This window comes from Mucilaginibacter sp. OAE612, assembly GCF_041806395.1.
Classification (GTDB): domain Bacteria; phylum Bacteroidota; class Bacteroidia; order Sphingobacteriales; family Sphingobacteriaceae; genus Mucilaginibacter; species Mucilaginibacter rubeus.
Genome location: NZ_JBGMUW010000001.1, coordinates 221,195 through 246,637, shown reverse-complemented (window position 1 = coordinate 246,637; position 25,443 = coordinate 221,195). Strand labels below are relative to the sequence as shown.

General features: G+C 42.6%; 23 protein-coding genes. 14 read left to right on the top strand and 9 right to left on the bottom strand.

The genetic code is table 11. The annotated features are described in order from the left end of the window. Positions 1–57 precede the first annotated feature (57 nt). Entirely contained in the window at positions 58–1,029 is a 972-nt protein-coding gene (locus tag ABID99_RS00960) for an aldo/keto reductase (protein WP_373612600.1), read from the bottom strand. Between the two features lie 233 nt (positions 1,030–1,262). On the opposite strand from ABID99_RS00960, the gene ABID99_RS00955 reads away from it, so the two are divergent. The 7 genes from ABID99_RS00955 to ABID99_RS00925 all read left to right on the top strand — a co-directional run bounded on the left by ABID99_RS00955 (position 1,263) and on the right by ABID99_RS00925 (position 9,747). Then, complete coding sequence (locus tag ABID99_RS00955) at positions 1,263–1,949, top strand: HAD hydrolase-like protein (protein ID WP_373612599.1); 687 nt, start codon at positions 1,263–1,265, stop codon at positions 1,947–1,949. 4 nt (positions 1,950–1,953) lie between these two features. Beyond that, positions 1,954–3,291: a DUF5690 family protein gene (locus ABID99_RS00950; RefSeq protein WP_373612598.1), complete on the top strand. Its 1,338-nt coding sequence runs from the start codon at positions 1,954–1,956 to the stop codon at positions 3,289–3,291. Positions 3,292–3,344: 53 nt separating this feature from the next. Then, positions 3,345–4,481: a TIGR03364 family FAD-dependent oxidoreductase gene (locus ABID99_RS00945; protein WP_373612597.1), complete on the top strand. Its 1,137-nt coding sequence runs from the start codon at positions 3,345–3,347 to the stop codon at positions 4,479–4,481. Positions 4,482–4,665: 184 nt separating this feature from the next. Next, positions 4,666–6,150 carry an alkaline phosphatase family protein gene (locus ABID99_RS00940; protein WP_373612596.1) on the top strand — a complete coding sequence of 495 codons (1,485 nt, stop codon included), beginning with the start codon at positions 4,666–4,668 and terminating at the stop codon, positions 6,148–6,150. Between the two features lie 49 nt (positions 6,151–6,199). Continuing rightward, positions 6,200–7,222 (top strand): phospholipase domain-containing protein, encoded by a 1,023-nt coding sequence (locus ABID99_RS00935; RefSeq protein ID WP_373612595.1) that lies wholly within the window; start codon positions 6,200–6,202, stop codon positions 7,220–7,222. Positions 7,223–7,605: 383 nt separating this feature from the next. Further along, a complete protein-coding gene (locus tag ABID99_RS00930) occupies positions 7,606–8,559 on the top strand; it encodes a GNAT family N-acetyltransferase (protein ID WP_373612594.1) in 954 nt (317 codons plus the stop codon). Between the two features lie 180 nt (positions 8,560–8,739). Then, a complete protein-coding gene (locus ABID99_RS00925; RefSeq protein WP_373612593.1) occupies positions 8,740–9,747 on the top strand; it encodes a hypothetical protein in 1,008 nt (335 codons plus the stop codon). Positions 9,748–9,918: 171 nt separating this feature from the next. Here the strand turns inward: ABID99_RS00925 and msrA are convergent, their stop codons facing one another. Together msrA and msrB are read right to left on the bottom strand one after the other, a co-directional pair. Then, positions 9,919–10,587: a peptide-methionine (S)-S-oxide reductase MsrA gene (msrA, locus tag ABID99_RS00920; RefSeq protein ID WP_373612592.1), complete on the bottom strand. Its 669-nt coding sequence runs from the start codon at positions 10,585–10,587 to the stop codon at positions 9,919–9,921. A 25-nt stretch (positions 10,588–10,612) separates the two neighbouring features. Beyond that, positions 10,613–11,107 carry a peptide-methionine (R)-S-oxide reductase MsrB gene (gene msrB, locus ABID99_RS00915; RefSeq protein WP_373612591.1) on the bottom strand — a complete coding sequence of 165 codons (495 nt, stop codon included), beginning with the start codon at positions 11,105–11,107 and terminating at the stop codon, positions 10,613–10,615. A gap of 362 nt (positions 11,108–11,469) precedes the next feature. Between msrB and ABID99_RS00910 the strand changes: the two genes are divergently transcribed. The 7 genes from ABID99_RS00910 (at position 11,470) to ABID99_RS00880 (ending at position 18,545) form a co-directional block, all read left to right on the top strand. Beyond that, positions 11,470–12,066 carry a sigma-70 family RNA polymerase sigma factor gene (locus tag ABID99_RS00910; RefSeq protein WP_373612590.1) on the top strand — a complete coding sequence of 199 codons (597 nt, stop codon included), beginning with the start codon at positions 11,470–11,472 and terminating at the stop codon, positions 12,064–12,066. 10 nt (positions 12,067–12,076) lie between these two features. Beyond that, positions 12,077–12,349 (top strand): hypothetical protein, encoded by a 273-nt coding sequence (locus tag ABID99_RS00905; protein ID WP_373612589.1) that lies wholly within the window; start codon positions 12,077–12,079, stop codon positions 12,347–12,349. Positions 12,350–12,595: 246 nt separating this feature from the next. After that, entirely contained in the window at positions 12,596–13,312 is a 717-nt protein-coding gene (locus tag ABID99_RS00900) for a DUF4397 domain-containing protein (protein WP_373612588.1), read from the top strand. A 143-nt stretch (positions 13,313–13,455) separates the two neighbouring features. Continuing rightward, positions 13,456–14,274, top strand: coding sequence for a cytidylyltransferase domain-containing protein (locus ABID99_RS00895; RefSeq protein WP_373612587.1), 819 nt, complete (start codon positions 13,456–13,458; stop codon positions 14,272–14,274). Positions 14,275–14,618: 344 nt separating this feature from the next. Then, positions 14,619–15,707: an Ldh family oxidoreductase gene (locus ABID99_RS00890; RefSeq protein WP_373615881.1), complete on the top strand. Its 1,089-nt coding sequence runs from the start codon at positions 14,619–14,621 to the stop codon at positions 15,705–15,707. 67 nt (positions 15,708–15,774) lie between these two features. Further along, positions 15,775–17,862, top strand: coding sequence for a DEAD/DEAH box helicase (locus ABID99_RS00885; protein ID WP_373612586.1), 2,088 nt, complete (start codon positions 15,775–15,777; stop codon positions 17,860–17,862). Then, positions 17,859–18,545 carry a DUF2290 domain-containing protein gene (locus tag ABID99_RS00880; protein WP_373612585.1) on the top strand — a complete coding sequence of 229 codons (687 nt, stop codon included), beginning with the start codon at positions 17,859–17,861 and terminating at the stop codon, positions 18,543–18,545. The genes ABID99_RS00885 and ABID99_RS00880 overlap by 4 nt, the downstream gene beginning before the upstream one ends. Positions 18,546–18,766: 221 nt before the next feature. Here the strand turns inward: ABID99_RS00880 and lepB (ABID99_RS00875) are convergent, their stop codons facing one another. The 6 genes from lepB (ABID99_RS00875) to ABID99_RS00850 all read right to left on the bottom strand — a co-directional run bounded on the left by lepB (ABID99_RS00875) (position 18,767) and on the right by ABID99_RS00850 (position 25,440). Further along, positions 18,767–20,245, bottom strand: coding sequence for a signal peptidase I (gene lepB / locus ABID99_RS00875; protein ID WP_373612584.1), 1,479 nt, complete (start codon positions 20,243–20,245; stop codon positions 18,767–18,769). A 22-nt stretch (positions 20,246–20,267) separates the two neighbouring features. After that, complete coding sequence (gene lepB / locus ABID99_RS00870; RefSeq protein WP_373612583.1) at positions 20,268–21,407, bottom strand: signal peptidase I; 1,140 nt, start codon at positions 21,405–21,407, stop codon at positions 20,268–20,270. Between the two features lie 184 nt (positions 21,408–21,591). Further along, positions 21,592–23,046 carry a signal peptidase I gene (lepB, locus tag ABID99_RS00865; RefSeq protein ID WP_373612582.1) on the bottom strand — a complete coding sequence of 485 codons (1,455 nt, stop codon included), beginning with the start codon at positions 23,044–23,046 and terminating at the stop codon, positions 21,592–21,594. 16 nt (positions 23,047–23,062) lie between these two features. After that, positions 23,063–23,812 (bottom strand): 4-hydroxy-tetrahydrodipicolinate reductase, encoded by a 750-nt coding sequence (gene dapB / locus ABID99_RS00860; RefSeq protein ID WP_090529435.1) that lies wholly within the window; start codon positions 23,810–23,812, stop codon positions 23,063–23,065. Positions 23,813–23,835: 23 nt separating this feature from the next. After that, positions 23,836–24,513: a DUF5683 domain-containing protein gene (locus tag ABID99_RS00855; RefSeq protein ID WP_090529438.1), complete on the bottom strand. Its 678-nt coding sequence runs from the start codon at positions 24,511–24,513 to the stop codon at positions 23,836–23,838. Between the two features lie 15 nt (positions 24,514–24,528). After that, entirely contained in the window at positions 24,529–25,440 is a 912-nt protein-coding gene (locus ABID99_RS00850) for a ParB/RepB/Spo0J family partition protein (protein ID WP_188833442.1), read from the bottom strand. Between the last annotated feature and the right edge of the window lie 3 nt (positions 25,441–25,443).

Genomic DNA, 25,443 nt, shown 5'->3' with positions numbered 1-25,443 from the left:
TGGATTGGTCACTATGTAAATATATAAAACAGGAGGGGCTTATGCAGCCCCGTCCATTTATCGTTGCAGGTATGTACCACCTAATATTGCCCCCTGGGCAAAAGCGGTGTTGAGTGTATTCATTTCCTCAGCACTAAATTCAATTTGCATGGCCTGTATATTTTCCGGCAGGCGCGATCTGCGGCTCATGCTTACCAGCGGCATAATGTTATCGCCCTGAGCGTTTACCCATGCAATGGCAAGTTGGGTAGGCGTGTAGCCTTTGTCGCCGGCCATTTGTTTTAGTACTTCAACTTTTTCAAGGTTCTTCACCAGGTTTTCTCCCTGGAAACGTGAAAAGTGATTATGATAGCTATCTGCCGGAAGCGGCGCTTTCATATCGCCCGTAAGTAAACCTTCGGCGGTATTGGCAAATGCTACTACGCCAATGCCCAGTTCTTTAGCAGTAGGCAGCAGATCGTTTTCAATTTGCCTGTCAGCTAATGAGTAGCCTATTTCCAGCGCGGCTACCGGGTGTATGCTGTTGGCTTTGCGTAACTGATCGGCTGTAATTTCAGAAACACCAAGGTGGCGTACTTTACCTTCCTTAATCAGATCTGCAACGGTACCTATCACATCCTCCACCGGTACGCTGTTATCCAGGCGGCATGGCTGATACAGGTCGATAGTATCGATACCTAATCGCACTAACGAATAATTGATGAAGTTTTTAATAGCTATAGGGCGAAGGTCTAAGCCAAGCCATTGCCCATTATAAAAGATAGCGCCAAATTTTACGCTGATAAACGCGTCATCCCTGCGGCCTTTAATGGCCTTGCCTACCAATAACTCATTATGACCGGCGCCATAAAAATCGCCGGTGTTTAAAAAGTTAATGCCACTATCTAAAGCTGCCTGTATGGTAGCGATACTTTCGTTTTCATCATTGGCCTTGCTACCCCAAACTGATGACATGCGCATACAACCCAGGCCCAGTTTTGAAACCAGCGGACCGTTTTTGCCCAAGTTTATTTTCGTTATGTTCTCCATAGTTGATATTTAATTTAAAACAAAGATCAGGTATCTTGTTCATGGGTAAATTTCTTGCACGGCTCAATTTACTTGTCTGTATGGCTCAAATTTTTACGATAACTCTTTGTAAAACTCGCACACAAACTATGGGAACAAAATCGACCATTTACCACCTTAACCAAACCTTAACACTAACTTAGTTTAATTTTAATAAAATAAGTTTAGTATTGCTAAACATTATAAATGTTGTTATGAGTATAAAATTAGTGGTATTTGACATAGCCGGCACCACGGTTAAAGACGATCATGAAGTTAGCAAAGCTTTCAGGGCTGCCATGCAAAAGTCCGGTTATGAAGTTGGACTGGAAAAAATAGATCCGCTGATGGGGTATGAAAAAACCCTCGCTATCCGCAAAATGCTTACTGAACACGAGACTGATCAATCAGTTATTACGGACGAGCTGGTAACCACTATCCACAAAGAATTTGTGCAGCAAATGATTAACTTTTACCAGTTTGAGCCGGGTATTGAGCCGTTGCCAAACGTAGAGGAAACGTTTGCTAAACTGCATGAGCAGGGCGTTAAAGTTGGTATCAATACCGGCTTCTCGCGCGATATTGCTGATACCATTGTTAACCGCCTGCAATGGCAGGAAAAAGGGCTGATCGATTACGTTGTTGGATCGGACGAAGTTGAACTTGGTCGCCCGCACCCCTTTATGATCCAAAAAATGATGCTTGAGGCCGGCATAATTGATGCTTTGGAAGTTGCTAAAGTGGGGGATACCGAGGTTGATGTACGCGAAGGGCAAAACACCGGCTGCAAATACACTATAGGTGTAACCACTGGTATTTTTACCCGTGCCGAGCTGGAAACCTATGATCCTACCCATATTATTGACGATATTGCACAAGTAGTTGAGATCATAAACCAATAGTATAATGAGGCTGATTGAAAGTTTACGTGCAAAAGTAGCCCAATTGCCTTATACACTGATTTCAGTTTTGGCAGCGGTTTCAGCCTTCGGAACGTATACATCCATGTATGCCTTTCGTAAGGCATTTGCAGCGGCAACTTTCACAGGTCATGAGTATTTTCATGTTGATTATAAAGTTTGGCTGGTTATAGCTCAGGTTATAGGCTATATGAGCAGCAAATTTTACGGCATAAAATTTATAGCCGAAGTTAACAGCAAAACCCGCGCCCGTTATATTTTAACCCTTATCGGGATTGCCTGGGCGGCGCTGCTGGCCTTTGCTTTTGTACCGGCCCCATGGAATATCGTGTTTCTTTTTATCAACGGTTTCCCGCTTGGCCTTATCTGGGGACTGGTTTTTGGTTATTTGGAAGGCCGCCGCTCAACAGAGTTCATGGCCTCGGTATTATCCATCAGCCTCATTTTTGCGTCGGGTTTTGTAAAAACAACCGGACGAACTTTAATAACCGGTTTCCATGTAAACGAATACTATATGCCATTTTTAACAGGGGCGGTGTTTGTGTTGCCGCTTTTATTTTTTGTAGGTTGTATGGAGCTTATCCCTGCCCCTACCGCCGAAGATAAACGTCTGCGTTCGGAACGTACACCGATGAATGCAGCAGAGCGTAAACAATTCGTCATCCGTTTCTTGCCGGGTATTATCCTCACGCTCATTGTTTATGTATTACTCACCATTATGCGCGATGTGCGCGACAATTTTGAAGTAGAGATCTGGGCCAGCCTGGGCATTAAGGATAACAGCATCTTTACTACTACCGATATTAAAATTTCGCTGGTGGTTTTAGTCGCCATGAGTTTACTGATCCTTGTACGAAAAAACCTTCGTGCTTTTAGTATCATCCATTTAATGATCATTGCCGGTTGCGCGCTGGTAGGTATATCAACCATCCTGTTTACCCTTAAAATGGTAAGCCCAACCTTATGGATGACCTTGGTAGGCCTTGGCTTATACATGGGCTACGTTCCCTACAATGCTATATTTTTTGAGCGGATGATAGCATCGTTCCACTATAAAAGCAACGTGGGCTTTATCATGTACATGGCCGATTCGATGGGCTACCTTGGCAGTGTTAGTGTTTTGCTGGTAAAAGAACTTGGTCGCCCCTCAATAAGCTGGGGTGCCTTTTTCCGGGAAGGCGCAATGACGGTAGCCATTGTTGGTGGAATTTGCGGTATTTTATCGCTCATTTACTTTTTGCAAAGCGCTGCCCGTGATAAAAAAAAGATAATTGCAGATGAAACTGATGAGCAACAAACGCTAACTTTCAATCCAGCCAATTAAATCAATTGAGGTTTGAACAATTCAAACCAGTGAACTAATGAACTATTGAACTAATGAACAACAATAAAAGTGCAATAATCATAGGCGCAGGCATTGTAGGCTTGGCTACGGCCCGCGCTTTGGCCATTCGCGGCTATAAGGTAACGGTATTTGAGCGCAATGAACGCGCGGTGGGCGCTTCCATCCGTAACTTTGGTATGGTATGGCCGATAGGCCAGGCTACAGGGCCAATGTTTGAGCGCGCCATGCTATCAAAAAGCATTTGGAAAAAAATTTGTACCGAGGCTAAGATCTGGCATAATGAGGTTGGTTCGCTACACCTTGCTTATCACGATGATGAACTGCAGGTAATTGAAGAGTATGTAGATGTAAACAAGCAATACCGTGATTGCGCTGTGCTAACTCCAGGCGAAGCTGTTTCAAAATCGCCGGCAATCAATACCGATGGATTGAAAGGCGCCCTGTGGAGCGGTGAGGAAATGATTGTTGAATCGCGGGTAGCCATCGGGCAGGTGGCAGCTTACCTCGCCGAAAAATTCGGTGTCGAATTTCACTGGAACACCGCTATCAGCCGCATTGAACATCCAAAGGTAAGTTCAGGCACCCAAAGCTGGGAAGCCGACGAGATCTATATTTGCAGCGGCGCCGATTTTGAAACGCTTTATCCTGAACTATTCGCGCAAACACAGATCACCAAATGCAAACTCCAAATGATGCGTCTTGTTACTCAACCTGATGAATGGCGCATTGGACCTTCACTATGCGGTGGTTTATCCATGATCCATTACCCGGGTTTCCAGGCCGCAGCTTCATTGCCTGCTTTGCGTAAACGCTATGAAGAACAGTATGCTACCCACCTGAAATGGGGCATCCATGTTATGGTATCACAAAACGGCAGCGGCGAGCTTACCATAGGCGATTCGCACGAATATGGTTTGGTTCATGACCCGTTTGATAAGGAATTTATTAATAATTTGATAATTGAATACTTACATACATTCGCCAATTTTAAAGATTGGAAAATGCTGCAGTCATGGCACGGCATCTATCCTAAAATGACCAACGGCGCGTATGAGCTTATCGTTGACATTGAGCCCGGGGTAACCCTCATCAATGGCCTCGGCGGTAACGGCATGACCCTGTCATTTGGCTTGTGCGAGCAGGAGATCGCCAGGCGGAAGGACGGTTAGTTTTTTAGACCATAGTCCATGGATTGAAAAAACTGCATATCTTGGTTTTTCAATAAGCCAACCATGGCTTATTGGCTATACTATTGACAAAAACAATAACCAGGTCTATGAACTTTCGACCATAGACTAAAAACAAAAAACCATGGTCTATGGACACTATCGACCATGGACTAAAAATAAAACTATGTCTGATTCAAGGAGAGATTTTCTTAAAAAAGCAGCCCTGTTAACCGGTGCAGCCGGCCTCGCCAGCATTTTACCCGAATCTATTCAAAAAGCAATGGCCATTAACCCGGCACCGGGCAGCACTTACCTGGATGCAGAGCACATTGTGATCCTGATGCAGGAAAACCGCTCGTTTGACCATACTTACGGGATGCTTAAGGGAGTACGTGGTTACAACGACCCACGCGCTATCGATCTGCCTAACAAAAATAAGGTTTGGCTGCAATCGAACAAAAAAGGCGAAACCTATGCTCCATTCCACCTTGACATCAAAAATACCAAAGCAACCTGGATGAGCTCATTGCCGCATTCATGGAGCAACCAGGTTAATGCACGTAACGATGGCAAGTTTGATCAATGGCTTAACGTTAAACGCAACGGCATTAAGGAATATTCTAACATGCCTTTAACCATGGGTTTCCACAACCGCGAGGATATCCCGTTTTACTATGCACTTGCCGATGCCTTTACCGTTTGCGATCAAAACTTTTGCTCATCCCTGACAGGTACAAACCCAAACCGGTTGTATTTCTGGAGTGGTACTATCCGTGCCGAACAGCATGAAAACTCCCTTGCACACGTTTGGAACGATGATATGGATTATGGTACCCTGAACTGGGCTACCTTCCCCGAGCGATTGGAAGATCATAATATATCATGGAAACATTACCAAAATGAAATTGCCATTGATACCGGCTTACAGGGTGAAGAAGATCCATGGTTATCAAACTTCCAGGATAATCCACTGGAGTTTTTTGGTCAGTACAATATTAAACTGTACGATAAACATATCGCCCACCTGCAAAAAAGATCAACAGCTTTACCTGATGAGATAACTGCCCTTGAAAAACAAATTGCTGCTTTGCCGGCCGGCGATGCACATATAGATCATTTACAAAAGCAACTTAAACAAAAACAACGCGACCTGGACAACATCAAAAAGGATATGGCAAACCTTGATCCGGGGAAATTTGCAAGCCTGTCGCAGCGCGAAAAAAACCTTCACCAGAAAGGTTTCGTAACCAATACCAATGATCCGCACTATCGTACTTTAAGTCCGCTGAAATATAATGACGAAGGCACCGAACGCGAAGTTTTAGTACCTAAAGGCGATGTTTTGCACCAGTTCCGTGCGGATGTTAAAAGCGGTCAATTACCAACCGTAAGCTGGCTATCGGCGCCCGAGCATTTTTCTGACCATCCAAGCTCGGCCTGGTACGGTGCATGGTATGTATCTGAAGTGCTGGACATCCTTACCCAAAATCCCGAAGTTTGGAAAAAGACTGTTTTCATTTTAGCTTATGATGAAAATGATGGTTACTTTGACCACGTCCCTCCTTTCACCGCGCCTAATCCGCATAAACCGGGGACCGGCAAGGTATCAGCAGGTATCGACCCAAGCGTTGAATTCGTTACTTTAGAACAGGAAAAAAGCGCGCAATAACTTCCCGGAAGTATTTGATCGTGAAAGCCCTATCGGTTTAGGCTTCCGTGTGCCGTTGGTAATTGCTTCACCATGGAGCCGCGGCGGCTGGGTAAATTCGGAAGTGTTTGACCATACTTCAACCCTGCAATTTTTAGAGAACTTTTTAAGCCACAAAACCGGTAAAAAAGTAACCGAACCTAATATCAGCCAATGGCGCCGTACAGTTTGCGGTGATCTTTCAAGCGTTTTCCGTCCATATAATGGCGAGAAGATCGAGAATCCGGAATTTGTTGCAAGGGAAGCATTTTTGGAGAGTATTCATAAAGCTCAATTCAAAAAACTCCCTTCGGACTATAAGCTGCTGACTCCCGATGAAATTGCGCAGATCAATAAAGATCCGCATTCATCCCCATATATGCCCCAACAGGAAAAAGGCATTAAACCTTCATCGGCACTGCCCTACCAGCTTTATGCCGATGGTAAATTAAGCGCTGATAAAAAATCGTTTGAGATCAAATTTACTGCGAGTAACAAAGCCTTTGGTGCAAAAGCGTTGGGCTCACCATTTAACGTATATGCTCCCGGCAAATATGCTACGATGAATGATCCGCAGAAAATGGAAGACCTGCGTACCTGGGCCTATACCGTTAAAGCCGGCGATACCCTGGCAGATGTATGGCCGCTGCATGAATTTGAAAACGGCGAATATCATTTACGCACCTATGGCCCTAACGGCTTTTTCCGCGAGTACCGGGGTAATACTGCCGATCCGCTGGTTGATGTTGTTTGCGAATACGAGCAGGTTGCCGGTAAGTTAACAGGTAACATCTCCCTGAAAATAACAAATCATACAAGTAAGGCCCAAACTATTACGGTAACAGATCATGGCTACAAAACTCCCGATCATAAAGTTGCTGTAAAGGCAGGCTCAGGCGCAACCATTGCATTAACCTTAAGCAAAAGCCATAACTGGTATGATTTCAGTACAAAAGTTGACGGCTTTGATAAATTCGGTAAACGCTTTGCAGGTCGGGTTGAAACAGGTAAATCAAGCTTCAGCGATCCGTCAATGGGAAAAGCATTAGCATAATATTTAAACTTACTAAAAAGTAAAAAAGCCAGACTGCTCAGTCTGGCTTTTTGCATTTTAAGCCTTCCATTTCTTTTTGGATCTTGAAAGCTGTTAAAAATAAAAAAATGTAGAGGCGCATAATTGTGTCTCCCGGAGGACAAGTCGATTTAAAAGTGCTCCAATCGCCGTAAATTGCAAGCGGGAGACGTAATTATGCGGCTCTACAATCGAAAAAAATTTAAACAATCTTTCAGAAACGGTTCAGATAAAACTTCTTTTAATCGCCAGTAGCTCCGGTTTTATGAATTGCCGATGACATTGATTTTGTAACCCACTATTGCACTTTTTAAAACAACATTATACATTCGCGTAATCAGTTACATAATTAGTTACTTATTAACATGGAGTTTTTTAATAAAGTGGGTAAGATGGCCATAGGTAGCAGGTTGAGGATGCTTACCGAAACTATCAGCGAAGACGCGGCACGCATTTACAAGTTATATGATATCGACTTTCAGCCTAAATGGTTCCCGGTTTTTTATGTATTGCAGGATGGCGGCGAATTTACAATTACCTCAATAGCCAGGGAGATTGGTCACTCCCACCCTTCTGTAAGTAAGATTATTGCCGAAATGGTGAAGAACGGTTTTGTTATTGAGAAAAAGGATAAGGCTGATGGCAGGCGCAACATGGTAAGCCTGTCGGCTAAAGGGCTTGAGGTTGGAAAAAAAATCCAGGACCAGTATGCAGATGTGACTAATGCCGTTGAAGAACTTTTAGCCCAGGCGAATCATGACCTATGGAAAGCCATTGAAGAATGGGAATACCTGCTGGAACAAAAATCATTGCTGCGCAGGGTACAGGCTCATCAAAAAATAAGGGAGAGCAACAAAGTACACATCGTGCCTTATGAACCTCAATATGCCGGGGCTTTTAAAGCATTGAACGAAGAATGGATTTCCAAATACTTTGTGATGGAAGAGGCCGATTATAAGGCCCTTGATAACGCCGACAGTTACATTATTAACAACGGCGGCCATATCCTGGTCGCGCTTTATAATAACGAACCCGTTGGCGTATGTGCTTTACTGAAAATGGACGATCCTGATTATGACTATGAGCTTGCTAAAATGGCCGTTTCGCCAAAGGCGCAGGGAAAAAATATAGGCTTTTTGCTCGGACAGGCTATTATTGAAAAGGCCAAAGCGCTTGGCAGCCATAAACTTTACCTGGAGAGTAACACTATTTTAAAGCCGGCCATCAGCCTGTATCATAAATTGGGCTTTGTTAAGGTAGCAGGCAGGCCTTCACCATACGAACGGGCCAATATTCAGATGGAACTTGAGTTGAAATGAAAAGCCAGTTAGCGGGTTTATTACTTCCCTCAATAGATATATTAACTATTGTATAACAATTGTGAATAAATTCAACAAACAGTTTATAGTATTTTTTGTTTCTTGCAATTGAAACTTAAACACTATATCTATATGAAACATAAAAAACTCCTGCTCCCTACCCTAATATACCTATTATCTTTGAAAAACTTCAAAAAACATCTTATCATTTGTCTGGGTATCTGCCTATTTTGCAGCACTGCTGTACAAGCCCAGTTTGGCGGTTTTGGGAAAGCCATATTGGATAAAGGAGCCGATATGGTATCGGGCGGTAGCCTTAATAAATTGCTGAAACAACCGCAGGCCATTACCACCAGTTTTAATGACGTTAACAAGACAGGCTCCAAACCACCATCGTTTATGGAAGGGCAGGTAGCCGAGCCTTTATACCTTTTGCCAAAAGCCCCCGGGGGCGGCTTTAAGCTTTGCGCCGGTTTTTATGAAATGACCAGCAAAAGCTATTGTCTGCATGCGGGTACCCGTGGCCCCAGTACAGGCGACGGGTATATGCTTGCACCGGTGCTGGGGCCAAAGCGCGATGTGGTGATACTGATATTAAAACATGCTGAAACTCATCCCGAGGTTGACCAGCATAGCATCCAGATATTATTATGGTCGATTATTGCACGCACCAGGTTTGTTGATATGGGGGCCGATATTAAGCTTACCGCGACCAGGCTGCTATCAGCTAATGAACTGTTAATGCTGGAAGGCGGTGCGCTGGGTGTATTGCCCGCCAGTGTAATGGATAAAGCCAAAAGCCAATTGCCGCCTGCGGTTCAAAGTGTTTTTGAGGCTGAAAACAATATCCGCCGATTAGCTGCCTCTGGTAATTCATCTTACGAAGAGATGGAAAAGTATGCCATGTTAGCCGGTTTGGCTCCGGCGCCTGATCCGGCGGTACCGTCAGGCATATGGTCATTACACCCTGATGGATATTACATCCGGTTTTATCCGCATAGCTATTCAAAAACCACTGTACAGATCTACGTACCGAAAGAACTCCTCAGCACAAAACCCGGTTTGGTTTACGACGGGCCTAATGGCATTGCCTGTCCGGCCAATGTAGGTTCGCAGCGCCTGGCTCAAACCAATGAACCGCTAAATCCTGATTATAATCAAAAATTAAAAACGATCTGTAATCAATAGATAGGGGAAAGGTTAAAGGGAAAAGGCGAAAGGTTTTGTTACTTTTCGCCTTTTTTTGCTGGTGACCAACGCTTTATTCTTAAACAACCGGCGGATGAAAATACTTCCCTGATGGTTACCCGCAATAACGTGGTGTAGAGACAACAGAACAGTCAAATACAACATTTACACTTAATTCAGATCTTTATGCTGAAACTCGGGTTTCAACAAGCTATTCATGGCCTTACGCAGCTTTATTACTTTAGGTACTGAAACATGGCTGATATATGGGCTATTCATATGCTGCCTGTAATACCCCTGGTGATAATTTTCGGCCGGATATAATACTTTAAACGGAACAACCTGTGTAACAATAGGGCTGCTGTAATGATGTGTAGCGTTAACTTTAGCTATTACGCTTTCCAAAGTTTTCTTTTCTTCAGGTGTCCGGTAAAATGCTACCGAGCGGTAATCGTCGCCTACATCAGGACCCTGCCTGTCTACAGTGGTTGGGTCGTGTGCATAAAAGAAAGCTTCGGCTAAAGCAGCGTAACTTATTTCGGCCGGGTTATAGTAAACCTGTACAGATTCGGCATGACCGGTATTTTTACCGCAAACATCCTCGTACGATGGATTTTTAGTTGTGCCGCCGGCATACCCGGCTACTACTTTATTAACACCCTTCAATTCATACAAACCTTCCGAAAGACTCCAGAAACAACCACCGGCAAAAGTGGCAACCTTTTCGCCCGCCTTTGGGGCAGGCAGGCTTGCAAAACCGTTTCCGCCGGTCTGCGCATCGGCACAGCCAAACAATATCAGCAGGCCAAGCAGGCATATATTTAACTTTTTTGTTAACATGATATTTTTAATTTAAATAGTTTAATTATTTAGCCGGAATAAACTTAAAAGCATATGAGTCCATGCAATAGCGCTTGCCCGTAGGTGCAGGCCCATCATCAAAAACATGGCCGAGGTGCAAACCGGTGCTGGCTTCAACTACCTCTTCGCGCACCATCCCATATGATGTATCCTTTACAATTTTGATCGCTTTTGGATCAATTGGTTTAAAAAAACTGGGCCAGCCTGTACCAGATTCAAACTTGGCATCCGAACTAAATAATGGTTTCCCGGTAGCAGCGCTTACGTATATCCCTTTTTCATGGTTATTCCAGTAAGGATTGTGGTAAGGCTGCTCCGTTCCTTTATTCACCAATATTTCATAGGCTTCCGGCGTTAATACCTGTTTCCAGTAACTGGCGGGTTTGGCCTGGGGATAGGTTTTGGTGTCAACAGTTCTATCGCCATGCGGAGTGCTTTGACTGCACGCGTTAAGGGCCAATAATATCAATGGGATAATAAACAAATTTATCTTTTTCATACGCTCTTTGTCGTAGATATACGAAGAACCTTACAGGCAGGTGAAAGTTATTCAGTCATTTAATTGTCTGAATTTATTATAGATAGCGCTGCCCTAAACTGCGTATTAAATACCCTACGTAAAAACACGTCATATAACTCTTTTTATTGTAGATCGGCTATCCTTATTTGCAACCCGGGAGAACGCACATAGTCCGTTGTTACCTTTCAACAATAACTCCAATAGCCGCCAAATTTTCGGTCCGGAAAAAATAAAAAACCTCGTAAGGATTCCCTCTCCTGCCCGACTAATGCACAAATCAAAACATCAATTTAATATGGGCTATAAACTTTTACACAAACCATTACCCACCAAATTGAGTTATGCAAACCCAAAACAGCACCAATCTTAACCATGATAAAAGCACCGGGCCCCGTGTCTGGGTAGCGCGACATGCCGACTATCTTTACAGCTATGCCCTTGCCCGCGTTAACGATGGCGAGTTAGCCCACGATCTTGTACAGGAAACCTTTTTAGCTGCGCTCGAACGTTTAAAAAAATTTGAGGGTAAAAGCACCGAACGTACATGGCTTACCGCCATACTCAAAAACAAGATTATTGATATTTACCGCAAAAAAGCATCCGCTTTTGTTAAAAAACCTGCGGTAACATTCGCCGAATATGAAACAGACGATTTTTTTGAACCTGATGCCCATAACTGGAAACCAGATCACCGCCCCGCAGAATTTGGTATTGAGCAAACCGACCACCTTGAAAGCAAAGAATTTGAGCTGATACTGCAACGATGTTTAAAAAAAATGCCATCGCTCTGGCTCTCGGTTTTTACGATGAAACACCTCGATGATGAGCCCGCCGATACCATCTGCAACCACCTTAGAATATCACCTTCCCACTTTTGGGTAATTATTCACCGCTCCAAATTAAGCCTGAGAGAGTGCCTTCAAAAAAATTGGATTTAAACTATAGAATATGGACGAATTAACCAAAATAGCCTACAATTGCAAAAAGGCTACTTACCTGATCGAGAAGCAGCATATAGGAGAGATCACCCTGCGCGAAAAACTGGAATTAAAGATCCACCTGGCAGGGTGCCGCGTTTGCAGGATATTTCAGCAACAAAGTACCGCCATTAATCGCATGATCAAAAACATGTTCCATCAACCTGTTGCCGGAAACATCAAGCTTGATGACAAATTTAAAGATGAACTACAGCACCTGATTGATAAACAACTGGAAAAGTAAGCGCTATAGATAAAATTATACTTAATAATCCGCTTTATAACAAATATTCAGTAGTTACATAATTATTGATACGCTTTAAGCCTTATGCATTGTGCTTTTAGCTTTTATGTAAAACATTATACTAAAACAAAAACACAAACGTATTTATGCTAATCACACCGGGGTTAAAATTTTTAATCCAAAGTAGCGTAATGCCTGCTGGTTACGTAAAGTTAAAATATCAGTTTACTACCAATATTTTATTTTATGAAAACAGTTCAGCAAAAATTAACAAGGCGGGCAGGCATTATCGGGATGGTGTGTTTGCTGGCAGCAACACTCAGCTCGTGTTTAAAAGATCACAACAACTACGTTCAGCCGCCGGTGGCACTTGTTTCGGTCATCAATGCCTCACCCGATTCTGATCCGGTTGATTTTTATCTTGAGCCCAACAGGGCGAACAATTTTCCAATTCGTTACGGTCATGGTATAGATTATATTAATGCCTACCCAGGTAAAAGAACAGCAACCTTTTATGTTTCGGGCACAAAGCAAAAAGTTGCAGACGATACCATCACCCTCGTAGCTAAAAAACTTTACTCGGTATACCTTGCCAACACAGCAGGTAAACGCGATGTAATTTTTGTTGCCGATTCTATTATTCAGCCGGCCGCCGGGATGGCCAGTATCCGTTTGGCAAACCTCAGCGCCGATGCCGGTACGGTTGACCTGGTTACTTCAAAAGATTCGGTTCTGGCATCAAACAAAGCATACAAGCAGGTATCTGATTTTGTGACTATTAAAGGCAATGTTACCTACACGCTTAACATTCGTCAAAAAGGCACTACTACGGTATTAGCCAGCCTTACTAACGTTAACCTTCGGGCGGGTTCTGTATATACCGTGTGGCTGCAGGGTATTAAAGCAGCAACCGACGATAAAAAACTAAGTGCAGATATTCAAACCAACGTTTACTATTATTAAATAACCTATACCTGTGTTGTAAGGCCCGGCCATTGTGCCGGGTTTTATTTTTTGTAGATCAACCTACAGGTTAACAATTTCATAATATAAACTTCGCCATATTTAAACCTTACCATTATACATTTAACCCGGTTAATGTTTTTTTGATAAACCTCAAATTTCCGGAAAAGATGGATGAGCGTGTAGTGATCATTGTGCCGGCCCGCATGGCATCAAGTCGTTTATATGGCAAGGTAATGCTGCCAATATTGGGTAAAAGTTTACTGGCCCGCATGGTTGAGCGGTTGGATATGATCCAGCACCAGGCCAGCATTGTCATTGCCACCTCGGAAGGTGCCGGAGATGATGTTATAGCAAGAGAGGCCGAAAACCTTAACATTCCCTGCTATCGCGGCAGCCTTGGCAACTTGTTGGACAGGCATTACCAGGCGGCCAAATTTTTCAACGCCGATGTAGTGGTAAAAATCCCTTCCGACTGCCCGCTGATCGATCCGCGGATCATTGATAACGTGCTTGAATATTTTTTCAGCAACAGGCAAAAGTTTGATTATGTAAGCAACCTGTACCCGGCCACTTATCCCGATGGCAACGACGTAGAAGTGATGACCCTGGCCTGCCTCAAACAAGCCTGGGAAAATGCCGGTCGCCCTCATGATCTGGAGCATACCTCGCCCTACATCTATGAAAATCCGCTTATTTTTAACATCGGCAACGTAACCTGGGAAACCGGCCTGGATTATTCTATGTCGCATCGTTTTGCGCTTGATCACCCCGAGGATTTTTATTTCATCGAGCGCGTATTTAAAGAGTTGTACCCGGTTTGCAACCGTTTTTCATGCCAGGATATCCTTAACCTGCTGAAACTAAAACCCGAGATCTACGAAATAAACGCCCGCTATAACAGCACCAACTGGTACAACAAACACCTGAGCGAAGTAAAGCCCGAGTTTGCGATGGCTTGAGGGTAGAGATTAGAGGCTGGTGATTGGAGATTAGCAGAAGTCCGTCTATCTCTCTCTTTTGGCGCAAGTGTTGTGTGGCTGCCTGTGGAATATGGCTCACTTGTGCCTAACTTCAAAAGTTTTTTTACTAATTATGGCGTTACCTTCGGCCCGGGCTATCCGCTCATACTACACAGGGCCTTAGCCACTTGGCCGGTATCCGCTTCTATCCCTAACGCAAATTTAACATCAGATATTACCATTAGGAAACCGATATCAGGCAAACCTCAAATCAAGTGTATATAAGGTACCTTATCAGCGAAATCAACGTAATCATTTTAAAAATCAACGGTTATCTTTGCCGTATGCTGATATCGCCATCCACCCTACGCACATTTACCGAAAACATATTCAAAGCTATTGGCTGCAGCCATGAACATGCGGTTTTAGCAGCCGACGTGTTGCTTAAATCAGATCTCCGTGGTATCGACTCGCATGGCGTGGCCCGCCTGAGCGGCTATGTACGCCTGTGGGAGAAGAAACGCATTAATCCTACGCCCAACATCCGGATAGTGCATGAAACGCCAACAACAGCCACGGTAGATGGCGATGCAGGACTTGGTTTAGTAGTAGCTCCGTTTGCCATGGAGGTGGCCATTAAAAAAGCTGAGCTATACGGCTCGGGTTGGGTATCAGTACGTAACTCCAACCATTTTGGTATTGCCGGTTATCATGCGTTAATGGCTGTAGAGAAAGACATGATCGGCTTTGCCATGACCAATGCCAGTCCACTGGTTGCTCCTACCTTTTCTAATGAACGGCTTTTAGGTACCAACCCCATGTGTTATGCTTTTCCGGCAGGAAAATATCCCCCGGTAATTGTTGATATGGCAACTTCAGCAGCAGCCAACGGAAAACTGGAAATAGCTCAGCGCTTAGGCAAGCAGGTTCCCGCAGGCTGGATCCAGGATAAAGAAGGCAATTATACTACCGATCCGCATGCGCTAAAGACCGGCGGCTCTCTCCTACCCCTCGGCAGCGACCGCGACCATGGCAGTCATAAAGGCTTTGGTTTAAGTGCAACAGTTGATATATTATCCGCGGTACTATCGGGAGCCAATTACGGTCCATGGGTACCGCCGTTCGTGGCCTTTCTTGATCCGCCGAATGATCCCGTTGGCGCGGGTATAGGGCATTTTTTAGGCGCGATGCGCGTTGATGGCTTTCGACCGATAGATGAGTTTAAAGATCATTTAGATAACTGGATAGAACGGTTTAAATCTTCAAGTACGGTTGATCCTGATCAAAAAGTAATTATTCCAGGTGAGCCCGAACTGGAAGCAGAAGCCGACAGGATAGCCAACGGCATACCATTAGTTGATGCCGTTGTAGAAGATTTGAATAAACTGGCAGAGCGGTTTGGAATATCTTCTCTCAAAACAAATCTTATTTAAGGCTTGGATACTATATCCCTCAAGTAGATATTTTTTATTTATATTTCAGTACTCTATAAAATTACAAATGGAAAAAAACATCAATGAAACTATACTTAATCAAGATCCTAGTGCAAAAGGCTTAATAGAATTGATTGAGAGTATCAAGGAAATTGATCTATCAGCAGCTTCAATCTATCATCATTTTCCATTTTATGTCGATGAAACATTTGAAGGCAGTCTCAATGTGAACTTACTGTTTATAGATAAAAATTTCGGGATACTGATTTTCAAATGCGTAGAAGCAATTGATAATAGAGATAATAATCAAATTATTGCACTGAATAACGACCTCTCTGTTTTAGACAGCTTAATATACTCTAAGCTTATAAAGGTAATGAGTTTACAAGCCAAAAGACGGGAACTAAAAGTAAATGCTACAACATTAGTTTATATTCATAATCCCAAATTAGACATAGAGTATAATGATCTAAACTTCGATGTATTTAGTACGAGGGCTGAACTAATTGAAATTATTTCAACCAATGCGAAAACGCCACTTACAGAGGGTGAGTTCAAAGAGTTAAAAGCAACAATTGAGGGATCGAGGGGTATTGTGAATCCTAAAGATAGACCAGCTAAAACAGCAAATTCCAAAGGAGCCATATTAAGTAGAATTGAATCTGAGATTTGGAATTTTGACTTAGAGCAAAAAAGAGCAGCGTTATTTACTATTGACGGGCCCCAACGAATTAGAGGACTTGCTGGATCAGGCAAAACTGTAATTTTAGCAAGAAAGGTTGCTCAAATTCATATTCAAGAGCCGGACGCGCATATCCTTTATACCTATTATACCAAAGCTTTATATGATATCGTAAAGCGATATATAACTAAATTTTATAGACAGTTTAGTGAAAAAGATCCTAATTGGGATAAAATACATATACTACATGCTTGGGGAGGCAAAGCGCTAGAGGGTGTTTATTCAAATGCCTGTAAAGCAAATAATATTATGCCTATCAATTTGTCTACTGCCAAATCTATTAAGCCGTCCGATCCCTTCGATTTTGTATGCGAGGATTTAGTTAAAATGAATTTAAAAATACAGTATGACTATTCCATTTTAGATGAAGCTCAGGATTTCCCTCCAAACTTCTACCGCCTTTGCAGAAAACTTACAAAAAAAAACAAGGTCGTTTGGGCATATGATGATTTCCAAAATATTTTGAATGTTAATATCCAAAACGAAAAAGAAACTTTTGGTAAAGATTCCGCAGGGAATTATAACATTGAATTTAAAGGAGATGACGCCCTACAAGATATTGTATTACACAAATGCTACAGAAATCCAAAAGATGCACTTGTTTGTGCGTTTGCTTTAGGACTAGGAATATACAACGATAGTAATGTTATTGTCCAAAGGTTAGAAAGTAACGAGCACTGGGAAAGCTTAGGCTTCATAGTTGAAGATGGAGATTCGAAAGCTGGAAGTAACATGACGATAAGTAGACCCGATGAAAACAGTCCATTACTTAAAAATAGTTTATTGAATGTAGACAGTGTAAAGATGCATTGCTTCAATAGTCTTAATCAAGAATGTGAAAACGTAGCTGACGCTATACTGACAGACATAGAAGACGGTCTATTTGCCGAAGACATAGCGGTAATCTGTTTAGATAATCGAAATACTAAGTCTTATTTTAGCATAATTTCTGAAAGATTAGAACAAGGGGGAGTTAATAGTTTTAATCTAATGAGTGCTCCAAATGACAATACTACCTTTAAGGTTAAAGATCACGTTACACTAACTAGTATCTACAAAGCTAAAGGAAATGAAACCGGCTCTGTCTATATAATTGGTGTTGATTCAGTTTTTGATAATAAAGATTCCATTAACGAGCGTAATAAGCTATTCACAGCAATCACTAGAAGTCACGCATGGGTAACAATCACCGGCATAGGCAAATCTGCTGAACTATGTAAAATAGAAATAGATAAGCTGATAGCAAATAAAATGAAATTAATTTTTAAACAGCCGAGTGAAGAAGAGGTTGTCACAATACGTCAAGATATCGCCAAAAAAGATAATAAAATCAATGCTATAGCCGAAGAAATAAATAAACTAGGATTGTCCAAAGAAGATTTATTAAAAAGATTATTTAATGAGAAATCATGAATCTAGCACCTTTTCAACTTTCTATAGGTGATTCTATCACATTATTAAAAGAGTTAAAGCTTTTTAAGGACAAAGGCGTTAAGCAATTATTTAAAGATGGAGTTTCCGACGACTTTAAAAAAACAAGTTTGTCCGGAAACTATCTTAAAACATATCAATCCGCTGTCCACAACCTAGATTATGATATACTTTTAGTGGATGACTCCTTATTTCAATTAGAAATCGACGAAGGTGGGGCAAGGTTTGCTTATTTTCAGTCACCGTTAGATTACATATCTTATCAAGATTATATTTTAAAAAATTTTGAAGAGTATACAGAAGAATATGAGAGTCATTTTATGCTAGAATATGAACAATTTAGAAGTGAGCAAAATATAAACTCAAGTGCAATAACAATACGCTACGACTTAGATATGCCTAATTATAGCCCCAATATCCACGCGGTTTCTCATTATCATATTGGAAATCAGAACAATGTCCGTATTCCCTGTGACAAGGTAATCAATCCATTAAATTTTGTATTATTTACAATTAAACATGTTTATTATTATGAATGGAAAAATGCTATTGAAAATGAGAACGCTGTTCTAAATGAGATTTTAAATTCATCAAAACAAGGGTGTTCGGCCGTAAATAATACCAATTGGATCGATAAAGAAAAAAGGGAGTTTTTCCTAACATAAGGTAAGGTACAATTCCCACTACCGCGGGTTTAGCGCAGCGTAACTCGTGGGGACTATGATGTAAGCTTTTAGCTTACGGAAATTCAGCTGAAAGCTGAAACTATGATACACCACGGGCTGAAAGCCCGCGGCAGTGAGAGTAGAATAAAAAAAGCACAAGGCCTGTTTTGCTTCTCAAAACAGGCCTTTTACTTTAGTTCCCCCTTCAGGGGTTTAGGGGGCTAATGGATCAGATTAAACAACCTGCTCCAGCGGATCTTATGAATGAACGAAGCGTTATCATCCATGCTCATCCAAATGAACAGTGCTTTACCCACAATATGATCTTCAGGAACAAAGCCCCAGAAACGTGAATCTTCCGAGTTATGACGGTTATCGCCCATCATAAAATAGTAGTTGAGTTTAAAGGTATAGCTATCAGCTTTTTTTCCATTGATGAGGATGTCTTTACCGTTCACTTCAACCTTGTTGCCTTCATATACGGCAATCGCACGACCGTAGATCGGGAAGGTTAAACTATCCAGCTTTACTGTCCAGCCCTTTTTAGGTACAATGACAGGGCCGAAATTGTCTACATTCCACTTATAGTCGGGAGTGTTAGCTCCTATTTTGTAGTTGGAGAAAATGGCAGGATAAACCGGGTTCATCGGATCGGACGCCCCCGGCGGAGTTAACCGCGGAGTAACTGACCTGATGTTTGAATATCCCCTCAGTGCCTTTACCGATTCCTCGGTAGTATTGGTAATAAACTCAGTGTTATTTACCGATGAAATATCCGACAAATGCAAATCTGTTGCTATCTGCGGGTTAAGCTCGTTTCCATCTGTTTTAACATCATAGGTGATCTCGCCTTTTGGTGGTGTAACAGCAGCTTTCCCATTTATAAATACCTGGGCCTTAACTACACTCAGCGTATCGCCCGGGGTACCCTGGCAGCGTTTGATATAGTTTTCGCGTTTATCAACCGGCCTGAAATAAGGCGAATCGGCATCCATAGGATAATTGAACACTACCACATCACCTTTTTTAATATCACTTAAACCCGGCAGACGATAGTACGGCAGTTCGATACCATCCCAATAGGCTTTGGTATTGATAAGCGGCATGGTATGGTGTGCGAAAGGGAATGCAACAGGCGTCATGGGTAAACGCGCTCCATAGTTCACTTTGCTTACAAACAGGTAATCGCCAATAAGCAATGAACTCTCCATGGAAGCACTGGGGATCACATAAGCCTCGATAAACAGCGTGCGGATCAGTGTGGCAGCAATTACCGCAAAAATGATGGCATCAGCCCACTCACGTGCCTGGGTTTTCTTAAGTGCCCGCTTGTACTTCTCCCTGAATTCCGGGCTTGCAGATTGGCCCAAATATTTGGTATCCTTATCAAAACCCCATTTTGGGAAATAGATGAACTGCAGCACAATGCCGGCGCAATGCTCTGCAAACGTGAACTTACCGTATGATTTAATAAAATCGATAGTTATACCCAAGGCAACAAGAAAGCCCAAACCGGGTATCAGCAATAATATAAACCACCAGCCCGGCCTGCCGCTCAGTTTGATCATGATGTATAAATTGTACAAGGGCACTATAGCTTCCCAACCCGGCCGGCCGGCTTTTTCGAATAATTTCCATAAGCCTATATAAGGCAATATGATTAAAACAATAAATGTTATTACAAATCCTAAAACGTTCACTTTGGTGTTTTTATATTTTCAATTAATGTATGCCTCTGAACAACCGGTTCCACCTTATTTTATTAAAGAAGCTGGCTGTACTGTCAATACTCATCCAGGTAAATAAAGCTTTGCCTACTACGTGATCTTCCGGAACAAAACCCCAAAAGCGCGAGTCTTCCGAATTATGACGATTATCCCCCATCATAAAATAGTAGTTAAGCTTAAAGGTATAAGTATCGGCTTTTTTTCCGTTAATCATGATATCCTTACCCACAACATTTACTTTATTATTTTCATAAATCTCAATAGCGCGGCCATAAACCGGGAAAGTCAGGCTGTCCAATTTAACTGTCCAGCCTTTTTTAGGGATAATGATTGGGCCGTAGTTGTCAACATTCCATTTAAAGTCAGGAAAATTAGGTGTGATCTTATAACGCGGGTACTTGGCAGGATAAACCGGGTTCAGCGGATCGCTGGTGCCTCTTAGTGTTACCGCCGGCACAATTGATTTTACATTTGAATAAGTTTTCAAAGTAGCTGCCGATTCCTTAGACATCATCATTTCATAACGGTTGCCGGTATTGCCCCTGATATCTATCTTAAGCTCGTTCAAAATAGCCGGGTTAAATTCCTGCCCATTGGTTTCAACAAAATAACCTTCCTTTCCCCTTTCCGGATTTGGAGCGGCTTTACCGTTAATATAAACCTGCGCGTTAACTACGCTTAAGGTATCCCCGGGAGTACCCTGGCAGCGTTTGATAATGTTTTCGCGCTTATCCACCGGCCTGAAATAAGGAGAATCGGCCTCTATCGGCGCGTTAAAAACCACGATATCCTGCTTCTTTATATCACTTAGTCCTGGCAGGCGGTAATAAGGCAATTTTATCCCCCCCCAATAGGCCTGAGTGCCCCAGGGAGTGGTGTGGTGCATAAAAGGAAACGAAACAGGCGTTATTGGCATCCTTGCGCCATAGTTAACCTTGCTCACAAACAGGTAGTCGCCAATTAAAAGCGAGTTTTCCATCGAACCGCTGGGGATAACGTAGGCTTCGATAAACAGCGTACGGATAAGGGTGGCGGCTATTACTGCAAATATGATAGCATCGCCCCATTCACGAAGCGCACTTTTTTTCTTTTTTACTTTAGTTGTATCTTTCTTTTTCCAGAATTTCCAGTTCATATGATGTATCGAATGTGCAAATGTGCAGATTTTTTAATGTTTATATTTTATGTATAAGATATATGTTACACGTTATATGTTACGCTCCCTCATATTAATTATAGATTCCTATTATTAGGGCACAAATTGATAATTATTTAATCCCTCATCTGCACATCCGGAATTTGCACATCTGCATATTTCTCTAATTAATCCTTCTAAATACCCTGTCCCATCTTATTTTACAAAATGAAGGCGAATTGGCATCCCAGCTCATCCATACCAATACGGCTTTACCTACAATATGGTCTTCGGGCACAAAGCCCCAAAAACGCGAATCTTCAGAGTTATGCCGGTTATCGCCCATCATCCAATAGTAATCCATTTTAAAGGTATAACTATCGGCCTTGCTCCCATTAATAAAAACTCCGTTCCCTTTAACCTGCACTTTATTATTTTCATACACCTCAATGGCCCGGCGATAAAAAGGCATGGTCATGCTATCCAGCTTTACCGTCCAGCCTCTTCGCGGAATAATAATTGGCCCCAGGTTATCCTCGTTCCACCTAAAGCGCGGATCATGCGGAAAAACCTCATGATCATACACCCCTCTTAACTTAATATCGGGCTTCACCGCCTGGATATAGGGATATGTTTTTAGCTTTTCGGCCGATTGTGCAGTCATATTCGCTGTAAAATCAACCGAGGTAAACTGTTGAATATCCGACAGATGAAGGTTATATCGCGTATGGGGGCCAAAACCTCCTCCCGAACCATTTGTACGTACCCGGTATTCCATTTCCCCGTTGGGTGGGGCGGCTATCAAACGGTTATTTACGTATACCTGGCCGTACTCCAGCTTTATGGTATCGCCGGGCGTGCCCTGGCACCGTTTGATATAATTTTCCTGCTTATCTACAGGGCGGTAAAACGGCGAATCGGCATCCATTGGATAGTTAAACACTACTGCATCACCCTTTTTCACTTCGCTGAAACCCGGCAGCCGATAGTAGGGCAGCTTAATACCATCCCAATAGGCTTTAGTACCGGTGAGCGGCATAGTATGATGTGCAAAGGGAAATGCTATGGGGGTAATGGGCAGGCGGGCACCGTAATTGATCTTGCTCACAAATAAAAAATCGCCTACCATTAGTGAGCTCTCCATAGATGACGAAGGGATGGTGAAAGCCTCGAGGAAAAGCCCGCGAATAACCGTTGCCGCTATTATAGCGAAAAGGATAGCTTCCGTCCATTCCCTTAATGGGGATTTACCAAGGTCACGGTATTTTTCCCTGAAATCGTCACTTGCCGATGGACCAACGTACCGGGTATTTTTATCAAAGCCCCATTTGGGGATAAAAATAAATGGCAACAGCACCGACACGGTAATTTGCCCGATGCCCACCTTGCCAAACGATTTAATGAAGTCAATGAGGATACCGATACTTATAATAAAGTTTATGCCCGGTATTAAAAGCAACAATAGCAACCAGAGCGGCCGCTGGCTTAGCTTGAGCATAACATACAGGTGATACACCGGGATCAGCGCTTCCCAGCCCGGGCGACCGGCTTTTTCAAAAAGTTTCCAGTATCCGGCCAGTATTAAAATCAATAGCGGGCCTGTAATGATATAAAACCCTATATAGCCCGCTATTGCCATTTATATTAAAAAGCTATTAGCTGTTAAAATCAAACATGGCTTCAACAGAGTAAAAACCCTTTTTATCGTGCAGCCACTCGGCAGCCAGTACGGCGCCTAACGCAAACCCATTACGGTTATGGGCAGTATGCTTAAATTCGATGCTATCCACTTCCGAATCATAAATAACAGTATGTGTACCCGGCACACTGTCAATCCTTAATGATTCTATAAGCAATTGGTTAGGTGCAACATTCGCATCGTCATCGCTGTCGTCGGTAGTTAATACATTAATCCACTCATTTTTGGTATCGGTGTTGTTAATGATGCCTTCGGCGATGGTTATTGCCGTACCGCTTGGCGAATCCATTTTTTGGGTATGGTGGATCTCTTCAACCTGTACTTCGTAATAAGGGTACTTGTTCATGACTTTAGCCAGCAGCTTATTCACGTAAAAAAATACGTTAACGCCAACGCTGAAGTTTGAAGCCCACAATAATGATTTATTCCCCTCAATACATTGCTGTTTTACTTCCGGTAATTTCTCGTACCAGCCTGTAGTACCAATAACAACAGGTACATTGGCATTAAAGCAATGCTCAATATTTGATAATACGGATGCCGGGGTAGTAAATTCAATTACCACATCTGCTTTTTGCAGGTTTTCGGGTGTAAGGTCATGGAGGGTTTCATGATCAATGGTAAGTACAATTTCATGCTTGCGGCTAAGGGCTATCTTTTCGATGATTTTGCCCATTTTTCCGTAGCCAAGTAACGCTATCTTCATTTCAGGTATTATGGTTTTCCTTATTAAAACGTAAAGGTAACTTTTATACCCGGAATATAAGCATTATTAGCACCCTGCGCATAAACCGGCTGATTAATTATACCCGGGGCTACTTTGAACGACAAATTATTATCCACCGTGTATGAGTGGATGAACTTGGCATCGATATAAGCATCAATAGCCTGGATACCCCATACAGCTAAAAAGCCCAGTATGCTCAAATCACGGTTACGCCTTGAATTTTCACGGGCATCGCTCAAGTTGGCATCGGGCACGTCTTTATAAAGGTTATATTCTGTATAATAAGGGTCGCCGGGATTAGGAGGAGTACCCTGGCGGTATCTTGATAATGTTAAATATTCTTTGTAATAATGCTGGTTATATATAATGGCCGAGGTTAGCAAACCTAAACCTCCGTAAATTAACGGCACTTTCCACCATCTGTGGTTGTAAACCTGGCCCCAACCAGGTATCATCAATGAATGCATTACTGCTTTATGCGGGATGTGGGTACTATCGGGATGATAGATCTTTTCTTTGGCAGGATCAATCTTTGGAGCAAATGAACCCGACGGGGTTTTAACAGGATGCTTTACTTTCAGCGTATCACTTTTTTTACTCCCCGTACTATCAACTACCTGAGCTTGTGCGGCAGAAATAAAAAAAGCTGATACGGCTAAAAAAAACAGGAATTTATACATTTTTTAAATTAACAATTACCAATCAAGCATTTCAAGGATGCGGCCAAGATCATCTTCCGAAAGGAAAGGGATCTCGATAACACCGCTTCCGCGGCTGCCAACTTTTAGTTTTACCCTTGTACTAAATTTTGAAGCCAGGTCATCCTGGATCTTTTGCAACTGATATGATACCGGCTCCGGCTGTTTGCCTTCCTTTTTTACCGGCGACTTTTGCATCTCTCTTACCAGTTCTTCAACCTTACGAACGGATAAACCTTCCTTTATAATATGCTGATGTATAAATAATTGTTTGGCAGGATCGGTTAGCGTTAAAATAGCTTTGGCATGCCCCATTGAAAGCTCGCCATCACGAATGGAGGCCTGGATAACCGGCGGCAACCTTAACAAACGAAGGTAGTTGGTCACTGTTGAGCGGTTTTTGCTTACTCTATCGCCCAGTTCTTCCTGCTTCAGGTTACATTCCTCAATCATGCGCTGAAAACTCAGGGCAACCTCAATTGCATTCAGGTTTTCGCGCTGAATGTTTTCAATAAGTGCCATTTCCAGCATTTGCTGATCATTGGCAGTACGCACATAAGCCGGGATCTGGGTTAGGCCAGCCAGCTTTGATGCCCGAAAACGACGCTCGCCTGATATCAGCTGATATTTATGTGCCCCTATTTTCCTGAGCGTTATCGGCTGAATTAAACCCTGCAGTTTGATCGACTCTGAAAGCTCGGCCAGTGCCTGCTCATCAAAATCGGTACGTGGCTGAAACGGGTTAACCTCAATTTCGGCCAGTTTTATTTCATTAACCGAGCCAAGGTCATTTACCTCGGCCGGGTTTGCTGTTTCCCTGTTTCTGTTTTGGTATGGTTGTACGTTAGGCGTGTCGTTTAATAGCGCACTCAGTCCCTTTCCCAGGGCATTTCTCTTTTCACCACTCATTTA